Annotated in this window: 14 protein-coding genes; 4 read left to right on the top strand and 10 right to left on the bottom strand. The window is 69.5% G+C overall.

Going from position 1 to position 13,354, the window contains the following annotated elements; genetic code table 11:
• Window positions 1-15 precede the first annotated feature (15 nt).
• From QTI20_RS24795 to QTI20_RS24775, 5 genes are all read right to left on the bottom strand, one after another.
• On the bottom strand, window positions 16-1,635 hold the full coding sequence (locus tag QTI20_RS24795) for an acyl-CoA carboxylase subunit beta (protein WP_286553554.1): 1,620 nt from the start codon (window positions 1,633-1,635) through the stop codon (window positions 16-18).
• A 14-nt stretch (window positions 1,636-1,649) separates the two neighbouring features.
• A complete protein-coding gene (locus QTI20_RS24790) occupies window positions 1,650-3,278 on the bottom strand; it encodes a class I adenylate-forming enzyme family protein (RefSeq protein WP_286553556.1) in 1,629 nt (542 codons plus the stop codon).
• A 319-nt stretch (window positions 3,279-3,597) separates the two neighbouring features.
• A complete protein-coding gene (pdeM, locus tag QTI20_RS24785; protein ID WP_286553557.1) occupies window positions 3,598-4,275 on the bottom strand; it encodes a ligase-associated DNA damage response endonuclease PdeM in 678 nt (225 codons plus the stop codon).
• Between the two features lie 49 nt (window positions 4,276-4,324).
• Complete coding sequence (locus tag QTI20_RS24780; protein ID WP_286553558.1) at window positions 4,325-5,461, bottom strand: PilT/PilU family type 4a pilus ATPase; 1,137 nt, start codon at window positions 5,459-5,461, stop codon at window positions 4,325-4,327.
• 163 nt (window positions 5,462-5,624) lie between these two features.
• Complete coding sequence (locus tag QTI20_RS24775) at window positions 5,625-6,668, bottom strand: type IV pilus twitching motility protein PilT (RefSeq protein ID WP_183024432.1); 1,044 nt, start codon at window positions 6,666-6,668, stop codon at window positions 5,625-5,627.
• 49 nt (window positions 6,669-6,717) lie between these two features.
• Between QTI20_RS24775 and QTI20_RS24770 the strand changes: the two genes are divergently transcribed.
• From QTI20_RS24770 to QTI20_RS24760, 3 genes are all read left to right on the top strand, one after another.
• Window positions 6,718-7,404: a YggS family pyridoxal phosphate-dependent enzyme gene (locus QTI20_RS24770; RefSeq protein ID WP_286553560.1), complete on the top strand. Its 687-nt coding sequence runs from the start codon at window positions 6,718-6,720 to the stop codon at window positions 7,402-7,404.
• A 122-nt stretch (window positions 7,405-7,526) separates the two neighbouring features.
• Window positions 7,527-8,801 carry a Glu/Leu/Phe/Val family dehydrogenase gene (locus QTI20_RS24765; protein WP_286553562.1) on the top strand — a complete coding sequence of 425 codons (1,275 nt, stop codon included), beginning with the start codon at window positions 7,527-7,529 and terminating at the stop codon, window positions 8,799-8,801.
• Window positions 8,802-8,893: 92 nt separating this feature from the next.
• Entirely contained in the window at window positions 8,894-9,583 is a 690-nt protein-coding gene (locus QTI20_RS24760) for a DUF2242 domain-containing protein (protein ID WP_286553564.1), read from the top strand.
• Here QTI20_RS24760 and QTI20_RS24755 read toward each other — a convergent pair.
• From QTI20_RS24755 to QTI20_RS24745, 3 genes are all read right to left on the bottom strand, one after another.
• Window positions 9,580-9,981 carry a response regulator gene (locus QTI20_RS24755; protein WP_286553566.1) on the bottom strand — a complete coding sequence of 134 codons (402 nt, stop codon included), beginning with the start codon at window positions 9,979-9,981 and terminating at the stop codon, window positions 9,580-9,582. The genes QTI20_RS24760 and QTI20_RS24755 overlap by 4 nt on opposite strands.
• Before the next feature lie 100 nt (window positions 9,982-10,081).
• Window positions 10,082-10,996, bottom strand: coding sequence for an arginase (gene rocF, locus QTI20_RS24750; RefSeq protein ID WP_286574288.1), 915 nt, complete (start codon window positions 10,994-10,996; stop codon window positions 10,082-10,084).
• A gap of 7 nt (window positions 10,997-11,003) precedes the next feature.
• The gene (locus QTI20_RS24745; RefSeq protein WP_286574287.1) at window positions 11,004-11,693 is read right to left on the bottom strand and encodes a TetR/AcrR family transcriptional regulator; all 690 of its coding nucleotides are present in this window, start codon (window positions 11,691-11,693) and stop codon (window positions 11,004-11,006) included.
• A 193-nt stretch (window positions 11,694-11,886) separates the two neighbouring features.
• On the opposite strand from QTI20_RS24745, the gene QTI20_RS24740 reads away from it, so the two are divergent.
• Window positions 11,887-12,264, top strand: a complete 378-nt coding sequence (locus QTI20_RS24740; RefSeq protein ID WP_286553570.1) for a hypothetical protein — start codon at window positions 11,887-11,889, stop codon at window positions 12,262-12,264.
• Window positions 12,265-12,279: 15 nt separating this feature from the next.
• Here QTI20_RS24740 and QTI20_RS24735 read toward each other — a convergent pair whose 3' ends face one another.
• Both QTI20_RS24735 and QTI20_RS24730 read right to left on the bottom strand, forming a co-directional pair.
• A complete protein-coding gene (locus QTI20_RS24735; RefSeq protein WP_183024440.1) occupies window positions 12,280-13,002 on the bottom strand; it encodes an LrgB family protein in 723 nt (240 codons plus the stop codon).
• A 6-nt stretch (window positions 13,003-13,008) separates the two neighbouring features.
• Window positions 13,009-13,353: a CidA/LrgA family protein gene (locus QTI20_RS24730; RefSeq protein ID WP_183024441.1), complete on the bottom strand. Its 345-nt coding sequence runs from the start codon at window positions 13,351-13,353 to the stop codon at window positions 13,009-13,011.
• Between the last annotated feature and the right edge of the window lies 1 nt (window position 13,354).

The following is a 13,354-nucleotide window of genomic DNA, read 5'->3' as shown; positions in this document are numbered from 1 at the left end:
GTAGGGAAGTGAGGCTCATGGGCGTGCGACGGAGAACTGCATCGCCTGCGGATCGCGGCCTTGCGCCTCGCGGCAGATGGCCAGCACATTGGCCACGACGGCGCGGGTGTCACGCGGATCGATCACCCCGTCGTCCAGCAGCCGTGCGCTGGTGGCGAACACGCTCATCTGGCTGTCGAAGCGCTCGATGATCTGGCGCTCGAGCGCGTCCAGCTTCGCCGTGTCGACCGCTCCTTTGCGCCGCATGCCCGCTTCGGTGACGATGCGCATGGTGCGCGCGGCCTGCTCGCCGCCCATCACCGCCGTGCGGGCGTTGGGCCAGCTGAAGCAGAAGCGCGGGTGGAAGCCGCGGCCGCACATCCCGTAGTTGCCGGCACCGAAGGAGGCGCCGCAATAGAGCGTGATCTGCGGCACCGTCGCATTCGAGACCGCCTGGATCATCTTGGACCCGTGCTTGATGATCCCGCTCTCTTCATAGGCGCGACCGACCATGAATCCCGTGGTGTTGTTCAGGTAGAGCAGCGGCGTGCGCGCCTGGCAGCAGGCCTGGATGAAGTGCGTCGCCTTCGTGGCGCCCGCAGGATCGATCGGGCCGTTGTTGGTGATGACCCCGACGGGCCATCCCTCGATCTTGAAGGTCCCGCACACGGTGTGGCCACCGTAGTTCTGCCCGAACTCGAGGAACTCGGAGTCGTCGGCGATGCGCGCGATCACCTGCTTCATGTCGACCGGACGCTTGTGGTCGGCGGGCATGACGCCCAGCAGTTCCTCCGCGTCGTAGCGCGGCGGTTTGAAGGTCCTTTGAGGCGCCGCCCGGGCATCCCGATGCCATTCGATCTGCCCCATGATCTGCCGCGCGATGCGCAGCGCGTCACGGTCGTCTTCGGCCAGGAAGTCGCCGAGGCCGGAGATGGACGTGTGCATCTCGGCGCCCCCCAGTTCTTCCTCCGTGGCCACCTCGCCGGTGGCCGCGAGCAGCAGGGGCGGACCGGCGAGGAAGGCCCGGGAGCGGCCCCGGACCATGATGATGTAGTCGGACAGGCCCGTCTGGTAGGCGCCGCCGGCCGTGGAGGAGCCGTGCGTCACGGTCACGACCGGCAGGCCGGCGGCGGACAGGCGCGCGAGGTTCCGGAACGTGCCACCACCGTGGATGAAATCCTCGACCCGATAGGCCATGAGGTTCGCACCGGCGCTCTCGACCAGCTGGACATAGGGCAGCCTGTTCTCGAGCGCCAGTTCCTGCACGCGCAGCACCTTGTCGAGCCCCATGGGCTGCAGTGCGCCCGCGTCGATGCCGCTGTCCGACGCGATGACCATGCAGCGGATGCCGCTCACATGGCCGATGCCCGCGATGATGCCGGCGCCGGGCACGCTGCGATCCGGATCGGGGTTGTCCAGGCCGTAGCCGGCGAGCGAGCTCAGTTCCATGAAGGGCATGCCCGGGTCCAGCAGCAAGGCCAGCCGATCGCGTGGCAGCAACTGGCCGCGTTTCTCGAAGCGTTCGCGCGCCGCTTCGGACTTGGCGGCGGTGCGCTGCTCCAGCGATCGCACCCGCTCGAGTTGGGCGAGCTGCGCGGCGCGGTTGCTCCGGTAGCTCTCGCTGCCCGTGGAGATGTTCGATTCAATCAGTGGCATGAAGGGACCCTTGCTCAGGACTTCGCTTCGAAATGCGCCAGGTGCGCCTGGCGAAGCGCGAACTTCTGGATCTTTCCGGTGGAGGTGGTCGGCATCTGCGCGAGGCGGACGATGGCCTTCGGGCGTTCGAAGGTTGCAAGGTGGGCCTGGCAGTGCGCCAGGATCTCGTCGTCCAAGACCTCCGGCGCCTCGGCGAGCACCACGAAGGCCGCAACGGCTTCTCCCCACCGCGCGTGGGGCAGGCCGACGACCGCCGCGGCGCGGACCTGCGGGTGCCGCAGCAGCACTTCCTCGACCTTGATGGACGGCACGTTCTCGCCGCCCGTCTTGATCATGTCCTTGATGCGGTCCATGAACAGCAGTTGCCCGTCCGGGTCCCAGCGGCCCAGGTCGCCCGAGTGATGCCACCCGTGCCGCCAGGCCTGCTGCGTGGCCTCCGGGTCACGGAAGTAGCCCAGCATGAGATTGGGGCCGCGATAGACGATCTCGCCCACCATGCCGGGCCCCAGCAGCTGGCCCGCCTCGTCCATCACGGCGACCTCGTTGGCGATGGAAGCCTCTCCCCAGTAGGCGCCGAAGCGTTGCAGCTGTTGTTCCGGCCGGAAGATCGTCGCGGCGGTGAAGATCTCGGTCTGGCCCGAGCAGAGCGCGAAGCGGCTGCAGAAGCGCTCCATCAGGTCGATCAGCAGCGTCTTCGGCATCGGTGCCATGGCGTAGAGGCAGAGCTTCAGGCTCGAGAGATCGGTGCCGGCCCGGCCCGGGTGCTCGAGCAGCACCCGGAACATGATGGGCAGGCCGAACAGCAGGCTGATGCGGTGCGTCTGGATGGCCGACAACAGCAGCGTCGGATCGAAGCCGCGCATGATCACGGAGGCCCCGCCGGCCTGGAGGCTCGTGAACAGCATCGACTGCTGCGCGACATGGAAGAGCGGGAGATGGCAGCTGAAGACCTCGCCCTCGACGCCCAGGCCCAGCTCGACCAGGTTCGCCATGAGCGCGGCCTGGATCGACGCGTGCGAATGCATCACCCCTTTGGGTTGCCCGGTCGTGCCCGAGGTGTACATGATCTGGACCAGCGTGTCGCCGTCGACATCCATCTCGAGCGGATCGGCCGACTCCGGCACCAGCCGCTCGGCGAGCGTGCGCCATCCCGCCAGGCCCGGACCGTCGCCACGGCATGTCGTTCCGGCCAGGCTGCGGGCCTCGGGCTCGGATGGCGGCGCCACGCGGCCGATCAGCGCGCTGTCGGCGATCAGGTGCTTCACCTGGGCGTGCCGAAGGATGTACGTGATCGCCGCGGCGTCCAGCATCGTGTTCACGGGGACGCAGACCAGGCCTGCCTTGTAGATGCCGAACATGGCGACGACCATCTCCCAGGAGTTGTCGCACACCAGCGCCACGCGGTCGCCCGCGTCGAGTCCGGTGCCGCGCAGTGCCCTTGCGAACCGGTTGGATGCTTCGTCCAGTTCGCGGTAGCTCAGGCGTTGCGAGGCATCGATCAGCGCGGTGCGGTGGGGGAAGCGGCGGGCCGATCGGGTCAGCAGGCCGCCCAGAGAGGCCTGGACCAGGCGCGATCGCTGCCGGCGCAGCAGCCCGGCGTGTTCCTGGGCATCGCCGGCGTGCAGGTTCGGGTGTTCGTTCATGCGTTGTCTCCGTTGCGTTCTTTGAGCAGGCTCCCCCCGAGCCCTCTTGCATGACGCCACGGCGAGGCGCGAACTTCGAGTGCTCGCAAGCTTCGGCGACGGTGCGGGAAGGGGCTCGGTGTGGAAGGGAGCTTAGGCATCGGCATCGCGGCGGTCTTGCGGAAACCCGCTGAAATCACGCCGTGGAGGCGAGCGGTTGCCGCGCCCTCACGCGCCGAATGTCAACGCTTCATGGCGGTCGAGAGAAGCGCGTGGAACTTCGTCGCGCCAACCCGGCCTGCGTGCGGGAACGCCAAGGAACGTCCCGCTTCGACCGGATCTAAGCGGCCGCCGGCAGCGCCCACACCGCCGCGCCCGCCACGCCATAGAAGCGCCGGCCCGGCGCCGGCGGCACCTGCCAGCCGCCGGTGAACTCACCGAAGGCCGGCAGGATGGCCTGGTCCGCCTCCTGCACGAAGCAGGGCATGCGCAGCCGGTCGCGCCCGGGTCCGTACAGGCTGCAGGCCGGGTGCAGGTGCCCGGCCAGCACGAAATGCGTGGGATGCGGCTGCGGATGGTGGCAGCAGGCGAAGGGGCCGAGCAGGTAGGGCTCGTTCACCACCGCGATGCCGAGCGCGGGCGGCGGGTCGCCGGCGCGCTGGTCGTGGTTGCCGCGCACCAGGGTCAGGCGCAGTGCCGGGTCGTGCGTGGCGCGCCAGGCCTGCAGCGCGGCCAGCCGCGCGGGCGTGCGGGCCTGGGCCGCGTGAAGGAAGTCGCCCAGGAACACGATCTCCGCGGGCGCCAGGCGCGCGATCAGCCGGTCGAGCCGGTCCAGGTTCTCCTGCGTGGTGCCGCCGGGCACGGGCTGGCCCAGCGCGCGGTAGGTCGCGGCCTTGCCCAGGTGGAGGTCGGCCACGAAGAGCACGCCGCGCGCGGGCCACCACAGTGCGCGTTCGGGCAGCAGTTCGAGGGATTGGCCGGCCCATTCGACGCGGCAGGCGGTGGTGGCGGAAGACACGGTCCCGAGTGTCGCCCAGGACGCAAGCACCCTGCGCGGGTGCGGACGTTCAGACGATCGCGAAGTGCTCGGTGCCGGCCGACAGGTCGGTCGAGCGCGCGCGCCGGCTGTTGAGCTTGATCTGCAGCCGCAGGTCGTTGGCCGAGTCGGCGTTGCGGATCGCGTCCTCGAAGCCGATCGCATGGTTCTCGAACAGGTCGAACAGCGCCTGGTCGAAGGTCTGCATGCCGAGGTTGCGGCTCTTCTTCATGATCTCCTTGATCTCGCCGACCTCGCCCTTGAAGATCAGGTCGGAGATCAGCGGCGTGTTGAGCAGCACCTCGACCGCGGCGACCCGGCCCAGGCCGTCTTCCGTCGGCACCAGCCGCTGCGAGATCAGCGAGCGCAGGTTCAGCGACAGGTCCATCAGCAGCTGGGCGCGCCGTTCCTCGGGGAAGAAGTTGATGATGCGGTCGAGCGCCTGGTTGGCGCTGTTGGCGTGCAGCGTGGCCATGCACAGGTGGCCGGTCTCGGCGAAGGACACCGCATGCTCCATGGTCTCGCGGTCGCGGATCTCGCCCATCAGGATCACGTCGGGCGCCTGGCGCAGCGTGTTCTTGAGCGCGGCGTCCCAGCTGTCGGTGTCGATGCCCACTTCACGCTGCGTCACCACGCAGTTCTTGTGCGGATGCACGAACTCGATCGGGTCCTCGACCGTCACGATGTGGCCGTAGGAGTTCTCGTTGCGCCAGTCGACCATCGCGGCCAGCGTGGTCGACTTGCCCGAGCCCGTGGCGCCCACCAGGATCATCAGGCCGCGCTTGGTCATCGCCACTTCCTTGAGCACCTGCGGCATGCCCAGCCCGTCGATGGTCGGCAGCGTCGAGGGGATGGTCCGCAGCACCATGCCGACCTTGCCCTGCTGCACGAAGGCGTTGACCCGGAAGCGGCCGATGCCGGTCGGCGAGATCGCGAAGTTGCACTCCTTGGTGCGCTCGAAGTCCGCCAGCTGGCGGTCGTTCATGATCGAGCGCGTGAGCGCCACCGTGTGCTGCATGCCCAGCGCCTGGCCCGACACCTTGGTGATCTTGCCGTCGACCTTGATCGCCGGCGGAAACTCCGCCGTGATGAACAGGTCGCTGCCGTTGCGGCTCACCATGAGCTTGAGCAGGTCGTTGATGAACTGGCTGGCTTGATCGCGTTCCATGAGGCGCTCCGTTGTCGGTTTGCTGCTGTCGTTTCAGGCCCATCCCACGGCCATATCTCTCTGTTCGGGAGACACCGCGGAACCGGCTCCGCCGGGCCGCCGGTGTCTCCCCCTCGAGGGGGAATCGAGCGACACGAAGTGCGCGAGAAACGGGGGTAGGCCCTTACCCAGGAAAGTTCTCGGGCGTCTTCGCCTTGCCGCGCGCTTCCGCTGGCGAGATGATCCCACGCCGCACCATGTCTGTCAGGTTCTGGTCGAGCGTCTGCATGCCCTGGCCGCTGCCGGTCTGGATCGTGGAGTACATCTGCGCCACCTTGCCCTCGCGGATCAGGTTGCGGATGGCCGAGGTGCCCAGCATGATCTCGTGCGCCGCCACGCGGCCCTGGCCGTCCTTGGTCTTGCACAGGGTCTGCGAGATCACCGCCTGCAGCGACTCCGACAGCATCGCGCGGATCATGTCTTTCTCCTCGCCCGGGAACACGTCGATGATCCGGTCGATGGTCTTGGCGGCCGACGAGGTGTGCAGCGTGCCGAACACCAGGTGGCCGGTCTCGGCCGCGGTCATGGCCAGGCGGATGGTTTCGAGGTCGCGCATTTCGCCCACCAGGATCGCGTCCGGGTCCTCGCGCAGCGCCGAGCGCAGCGCATTGGCGAAGCTCAGCGTCATCGGGCCGACCTCGCGCTGGTTGATCAGGCACTTCTTCGACTCGTGCACGAACTCGATCGGGTCCTCGACCGTGAGGATGTGGCCGTACTCGGTCTCGTTGAGGTAGTTGACCATCGCCGCCAGCGTGGTCGACTTGCCCGAGCCCGTGGGGCCCGTCACCAGCACCAGCCCGCGCGGCCGCAGCGCCAGGTCGGCGAAGATCTTGGGTGCGTTGAGCTGCTCGAGCGTGAGGATCTTCGAGGGAATGGTCCGGAACACCGCGGCCGCCCCGCGCGCCTGGTTGAAGGCGTTGACCCGGAAGCGCGCCAGGCCGTCGATCTCGAACGAGAAGTCGACCTCCAGGAACTCTTCGTAGTGCTTGCGGTGCGTGTCGCTCATGATGTCGTACACCATCGCGTGCACGGCCTTGTGGTCGAGCGCATCGACGTTGATGCGCCGCACGTCGCCGTGCACGCGGATCATCGGCGGCAGGCCCGACGACAGGTGCAGGTCGGAGGCCTTGTTCTTGACACTGAATGCCAGCAGTTGGGTGATGTCCACGGGATTCCTCGGGCGGTGTCGGAACGTTTTGATACGATTTTGGAAGATTATGACGATGATTGGCGACGACCTCCAGCAAGTAAGACAGCGCATCGCCGCGGCCTGCGCGGCCGCCGGCCGCGACCCGGCCGGGGTGCGCCTGCTGGCGGTCTCGAAGACCTTCGGGCCGGAGGCCGTGCGCGCCGCGCATGCGGCCGGCCAGGTGGCCTTCGGCGAGAACTATGTGCAGGAAGGCGTGGAGAAGATCGCGGCGCTGGCCGACCTGCGCGCGCAGCTCGAATGGCACTGCATCGGCCCGCTGCAGAGCAACAAGACCCGCGTGGTGGCGGAGCAGTTCGACTGGGTGCACAGCATCGACCGGCTCAAGATCGCCGAGCGCCTGTCGGCCCAGCGGCCGGCCCACCTGCCGCCGCTGCAGGTCTGCCTGCAGGTCAACGTCGACGGCGGCGCCAACAAGTCGGGCGTGCCGCCCGAAGCCGCGCTCGAACTCGCGCGCGCCGTCGCCGCCTTGCCGCAACTCCGGCTGCGCGGGCTCATGGCGATCCCCGAGCCGAGCGCAGATGTTGCGGTGCAGCGCGAACTGTTCCTGCGCGCGGTCGCGGTCCACGACGCCCTGCGCGCGGCCGGCCTCGACCTCGACACGCTGTCGCTGGGCATGAGCGCCGACCTCGAGGCTGCGATCAGCGCCGGCAGCACGATGGTGCGCGTCGGCACGGCGATCTTCGGCCGCCGCTGAGCCGGCGCGCGGCGTCTTCTTCTTACGGCTCTTGCATAACCGTCGGCATGGCGCGCATAGGCCATGGCGCGGAAGGCCCCGCAGGTCTATCGTGACGGCCATCGTCACAACCGAGGTCACCCATGAGTGAAAAGCTCTCCTTCGTCCATCCGACCGCCAACAGCCCCTGGGGCACCTATTTGCAGCAGGTCGACCGTGTGATCCCCTACCTCGGCGACCTCGCGCGCTGGGCCGAGACGCTCAAGCGTCCGAAGCGGGCGCTGATCGTCGACGTGCCGATCGAAATGGACGACGGACGCATCGCTCACTTCGAGGGCTACCGCGTGCAGCACAACATGAGCCGCGGCCCGGGCAAGGGCGGTGTGCGCTTCCACCCCGACGTCACGCTGGAAGAAGTGATGGCGCTGTCCGCCTGGATGACGGTCAAGACCGCGGCGGTGAACCTGCCCTACGGCGGCGCCAAGGGCGGCATCCGGGTCGACCCGAAGAAGCTGTCGCTGAAGGAACTCGAGAAGATCACCCGCCGCTACACCAGCGAGATCGGCATCATCATCGGCCCGCACACCGACATCCCCGCGCCCGACGTCAACACCAACGGCCAGATCATGGCCTGGATGATGGACACCTACTCGATGAACGTCGGCGGCACCGCCACCGGCGTCGTCACCGGCAAGCCGCTGCACCTGGGCGGTTCGCTGGGCCGCGTCAAGGCCACCGGCCGCGGCGTGTTCGTCACCGGCCGTGAAGCCGCCCGCCGCCTGGGCCTGGACCTGCGCGGCGCGCGCATCGCGGTGCAGGGCTTCGGCAACGTGGGTTCTGTCGCGGCCGAGCTCTTCGTCGAGGCCGGCGCCAAGGTGGTGGCGGTGCAGGACCACACGGGCACCATCGTCAATGCCGACGGCCTCGACCTGAGCAAGCTGATCCCGATCTCGCGCACGCCGGCCGGCGCCGTCGGCTACGAGGGCGGCGACAAGATCCCGAACGAGCAGTTCTGGGACGTGCCCTGCGACATCCTGATCCCGGCCGCGCTCGAAGGCCAGATCACGGCCGAGCGCGCCCGCCGGACCTCGGCCCGGCTGGTGCTCGAAGGCGCCAACGGCCCGACCGTGCCCGAAGCCGACGACATCCTGGCCGAGCGCGGCGTGCTGGTGGTGCCCGACGTGATCTGCAACGCCGGCGGCGTGACGGTCAGCTACTTCGAGTGGGTGCAGGACTTCTCCTCCTTCTTCTGGGACGAGGACGAGATCAACGTGCGGCTCGACCGCATCATGATGAACGCGCTGCATCAGATCTGGGACACGGCCGACCGGCACAAGATCACGCTGCGCACCGCCACCTACGCGGTGGCCTGCGAGCGCATCCTGATGGCGCGCCAGGAGCGCGGCCTCTACCCCTGAGGCCGGGCGGGCGCGCGCGGCGGCCGGGAACTGAAGGGCGGCTGAACGGCTCCGAACAGGCGCCGGCCGCCGCCGGGTAGCATTCCACGCCGATGTCGCTCCTATCCCTGCCCCTTCCCTCCCGCTGCGCCGCCGCGGCGCTGCTCATCCTGGTCCTCGCCGGCTGTGCCGGCGGGGCGAACCGCCGCGTGGTCTACGACCCCGAGGAGTTCGACTCGACCACCACCCATTCGCGCAGCTATGCGGCCACCGAGGCCCAGACCTGCGAGGCGGCGCGGCGCGCGCTGCTGAGCCAGGGCTACCTGGTGACGGCGGCCAACGCCGACCTGGTGACCGGACGCAAGAGCTTCCAGCCGGCCAACGAAGTGCATGTCGAGGTCGAATTCCGCGTGGTGTGCGCGCGCGACGAGGCGGCCAAGGGCGGGCCGCGCAAGAGCATCGCCTTCGCCACCGCGCTGCAGGATCGCTACGGCATGAAGAAGACCAACAATGCCGCCAGTGTGGGCGTGGGCGTGATCGGCTCGCTGTCGCTGCCCTTCTCGTCGGGCGACGACGCGATGATCAAGGTGGCCAGCGAGACGCTGACCGACGAGCGCTTCTACGACCGCTTCTACGCGCTGCTCGACCGCTACCTGGTGGCCGACACGCCCGAAGAGAAGGCGCCGCAGGCGGTCGGCTCGGCGGTCAGCATGCCGGTGGCGCCGCAGGAGGTGCCGTCGGCCACGCCCCTGAGCCCGCCGCCGGTGACCACGCCGGTCGCGCCCTCGGGCGATCGCGGCTAGCCGGCCGCGCGCTCCACGCCCTGCAGCGCCGCCTGCAGCGCTTCCACGCTGAAGGGCTTCTGCAGCCACACCGTGTCCGGCACCGGGCGCTCGGGCCGCCGCTGGCCGGTGGCGAAGATCACGCGCAGCTTGCGCTGCACCTGCAGGATCTCCACCAGGTCCAGGCCCGACAGGGCGGGCAGGCCGACGTCGGTCATGAGCACGTCGAAAGCGCCTTCGATGAAACGGTCGCGCGCCACCTCGGCGCTTTTCACGCCGGTCGCCCAATGGCCCAGGAGCTGGAGCATCTCGACCGTGGCCGTGAGGGTGGCGGGATCGTCCTCGACGACCAGGATGCGCAGCGGCTTCGCCATCGTCGGGCCGTCGCCGCCGGAGGAAGGCGTCGCGTGAATGGGCATGGTGAGGGTGGAAGGGGAAAAGCCTAATGTACGCACCTGCGCCCGATCACGCTTCCCGTCTTGCCGACTCTGCGCGTAGGAGGGCTGCCTGTCCGCGGGCTCAACGGGCCAGCGTCGACTGGCCCAGCAGGCTGGCGATCAGCTCCACCGCCACCTCGGCCGTGCGGTTGCGCACATCGAGCGCGGGGTTGAGCTCGACCACGTCCAGCGAGCCCAGCCGGCCGGTGTCGGCGAGCATCTCCATGCACAGCTGCATCTCGCGGTAGGTGGGGCCGCCGCGCACGCCGGTGCCGACGCCGGGCGCATCGGCCGGGTCCAGGCAGTCGAGGTCGAAGCTCACGTGCAGGTGGGTGTTCTCGTCGACGTCCTGCAGCGCCTCGGTCAGCGTGTTGCGCATGCCGTGCTCGTCGATGTGGCGCATGTCGAAGACCGTCAGCCCCTGGGCCTGGATCGCGCGCTTCTCGTCGGCGTCGACGCTGCGGATGCCCAGGAAGCGGATCGCGTCGGGCGTGAGCGCGGCCGGCTGGCCGCTCCAGCCGGTCAGCGCCGCGGGCCCGTGGCCCAGCAGGCACGCCACCGGCATGCCATGGATGTTGCCGCTGGGGCTGGTGCCGTCGGTGTTGACGTCGGTGTGGGCGTCGAGCCAGAGCACCCGCAGCGTCTTCTTGCGCTGGCGCACATGCCAGGCGACCGCGCTGATCGAGCCGATCGCCAGGCTGTGGTCGCCGCCCATCATCAGCGGCAGGCGGCCGGCGCCCAGCGCCGTGTCGACCGCGTCGTACACCGCGCGGTTCCAGGCCACGGCCTCGTCGAGGTGGCGCAGCCCGCCCGTGGGGGCGGCCCAGGGCGTGGCGGGGCCGGCGAGGTTGCCGCGGTCGAGCACCTCGAAGCCCAGCCGGGCCAGCGTGCCCGCGATGTCGGCCACCCGCAGGGCATCGGGGCCCATGCCGGCGCCGCGCACGCTGGCGCCGATGTCGGTCGGCGCGCCGATCAGTTCGATGATGTGCTTCGTCATGGGCGCACTATGGCCCGGAACGCCCCGTCGCGGGTGTGGGACAAGAAGCGCTTTCCGCGAGTCCCAGCACGCGCCAGGCGAGGCGCGACAGCTCGGCCACCGTGTCCTCCTGCGACAGCCGGCCGCCCGGCCGGTACCAGGTGTAGAGGAAGCCGGGCAGGCTGCAGGCGGCCAGGGCCGTGACCATGGTGTCGCCGAAATCGAAGTCGCCGTCGCGCCGGCCTTCCTCGAGCAGCGCGCACAGCCGGCTGTAGAAATGGCGCGCCAGCTTCTTCTGCGCGGCCAGGTACTCGGGCCGATAGACCTGCGGCTCGCGGTAGGGAAACACCGCGCAGGGGTGGTGGTCGAGCGTGGCCCGGATCAGCCGCTCGATGCCCTCGGTCACCTTCGCGCGGGCCGGCCGCGTGTCGTCGGGCGCGAAGTCCATCGAGGTGAAGCAGGCCACCGTGGGTCGCCACGACAGGGTCTCGAAGATCTCCTGCTTGTCGCGGAAGTAGTAGTAGACGAAGGGCTTGGTCGCGTCCAGCGCGCGCGCGATCTGGGCCAGGGTGGTGGCGGCGTAGCCCTGGGTGGCGAACAGCGTGGCCGCGGCTTCGAGGATGCGTTCACGCTGGATGTCGGTGGCGTCCGTCGCGGTACGCTGCCGGCCGGTGCCCTCGGGAAACAGGGGCTGGCGCGGTGTCGTCTTGTTTTTCATACCCATGGGTAGGATTGTTGAGGCGGCGCGCGGCGCCACCGGCTATCGCAAACCCTGAGCGGGCGGCGCGCCGGTTCCGCACAGCGGGCCGATCCGGCGACACAGTGCGACACAAGATTTCGCGTCCGGCTTACACAGGCTTCACACCGGCCCTTCAGCATCGAGGCATCCACTCAGAAGAAGGAGCACTGCCATGAAAAAACTCGCGCTTTCGCTGGCCACGGCCGCCGCGGTCCTGTTGCCGATCGGCGCCCTCACGCTGCCGACCGCGGCGCAGGCCCAGTCGGTGGGCGTCTTCATCAACACCCCGCCGCCACCGCCGCGCTACGAGCGCGTGCCGCCGCCGCGCCGCGGCTATGTCTGGGCGCCGGGACATTACGAAGCGCGCGGCCACCGCCATGTGTGGGTGCCGGGTGGCTACATGCGGGCCCGCCCGGGCTATGCCTACCGGGCACCCGAGTGGCGCGAGCGCGGCGGACGCTGGGAATACAACCGAGGCCGCTGGGACCGCGACGGCGACGGCGTGCCCAACCGCTACGACCGCCGGCCGGACAACCCCTATCGCCGTTGATCGGAGGCGATCGGCTCAGAAGAGCCGGAACACCAGTGGCATGAGCAAGGCGGCGAGCACCACCTGCAGGCCCAGCGCCAGGCCTGCATAGGCGCCCGCATCGGCGTTCACGTGCAGCGCCCGCGCGGCGCCGATGCCGTGCGCCGCGGTGCCCAGCGCGAAGCCGCGCGCGGCCCAGCCGCCGGGCGTGGTCGCGATGCGCAGCAGGTCGAACAGGTACTTGCCCGAGAGCGCGCCCACCAGGCCGGTCAGCACCGCGAACACCGCCGACAGCGCGGGGATGCCGCCGATCTTCTCGGCGATGCCCATCGCCACCGGCGCCGTGACCGACTTCGGCGCCAGCGACATCAGCACGTCGTGGGGCAGGCCCACGGCCCAGCCCAGCGCCACCGCCGAAGCGGAGGCCGCCACGCCGCCCAGCAGCGCCGCCAGCAGCACCCGGCCGAAGCGCGCGCGCAGTTCGGCGCGCCGCAGCCACAGCGGCCAGGCCAAGGCGACCACCGCGGGCCCCAGCAGGAAATGGATGAACTGCGCGCCCGCGAAATAGCGCGGGTAGTCGACGCCGGTCGCGAGCAGGCCGCCCGCCAGCACGATCACCGACCACAACACCGGGTTGGCCCAGGGCGCGCTGTCGAGCCGCATGTAGACGGCCTGCGCGAGCAGGTACACCACCAGCGTGGCGGTCAGGCCGAACAGCGGCGAAGCGGAGAGATAGACCCAGAGTTCGACGAAGCGCATGGCGTTTCAGCGGGCCCGGCCCTTGCCGCCGTGGAGCACCAGCACCGTCACGCCCATGCCGATCCAGGTCGACAGCACGATCACGAACAGCATGCGCCCACCGTACTGCGACAGCAGCGCCAGGTGCGTCATCACGCCCACGCCGACCGGGATGAACAGCAGCGACAGGTGCGAGAGCAGGAAGTCCGCGCATTCGCCCACCGGTTCGCGCACCAGCGGAAAACGCAGCGCGACCAGCAGCAGCATCAGGCCCAGCACCGGGCCGGGCAGGGGCAGGGCGAAGCCGCGCGCGAGCACCTCGCCGATCGACTGGAACACCAGCAGCCAGGCGAGTCCGCGCAAGCCTTTCATC

This window comes from Variovorax sp. J2P1-31, assembly GCF_030317215.1.
Classification (GTDB): Bacteria; Pseudomonadota; Gammaproteobacteria; order Burkholderiales; family Burkholderiaceae_C; genus Variovorax.
This window is presented reverse-complemented; position numbering and strand designations above follow the sequence as displayed.

Coding starts and splice junctions, on each gene's coding strand:
- QTI20_RS24740 (WP_286553570.1), top strand. CDS start 11,887: ATGAAAAAACTCGCGCTTTCGCTGGCCACGGCCGCCGCGGTCCTGTTG.
- QTI20_RS24770 (WP_286553560.1), top strand. CDS start 6,718: ATGACGATGATTGGCGACGACCTCCAGCAAGTAAGACAGCGCATCGCC.
- QTI20_RS24795 (WP_286553554.1), bottom strand. CDS start 1,635: ATGCCACTGATTGAATCGAACATCTCCACGGGCAGCGAGAGCTACCGG.
- QTI20_RS24735 (WP_183024440.1), bottom strand. CDS start 13,002: ATGCGCTTCGTCGAACTCTGGGTCTATCTCTCCGCTTCGCCGCTGTTC.
- QTI20_RS24760 (WP_286553564.1), top strand. CDS start 8,894: ATGTCGCTCCTATCCCTGCCCCTTCCCTCCCGCTGCGCCGCCGCGGCG.
- QTI20_RS24765 (WP_286553562.1), top strand. CDS start 7,527: ATGAGTGAAAAGCTCTCCTTCGTCCATCCGACCGCCAACAGCCCCTGG.
- QTI20_RS24745 (WP_286574287.1), bottom strand. CDS start 11,693: ATGAAAAACAAGACGACACCGCGCCAGCCCCTGTTTCCCGAGGGCACC.
- rocF (WP_286574288.1), bottom strand. CDS start 10,996: ATGACGAAGCACATCATCGAACTGATCGGCGCGCCGACCGACATCGGC.
- QTI20_RS24755 (WP_286553566.1), bottom strand. CDS start 9,981: ATGCCCATTCACGCGACGCCTTCCTCCGGCGGCGACGGCCCGACGATG.
- QTI20_RS24780 (WP_286553558.1), bottom strand. CDS start 5,461: ATGGAACGCGATCAAGCCAGCCAGTTCATCAACGACCTGCTCAAGCTC.
- QTI20_RS24790 (WP_286553556.1), bottom strand. CDS start 3,278: ATGAACGAACACCCGAACCTGCACGCCGGCGATGCCCAGGAACACGCC.
- QTI20_RS24730 (WP_183024441.1), bottom strand. CDS start 13,353: ATGAAAGGCTTGCGCGGACTCGCCTGGCTGCTGGTGTTCCAGTCGATC.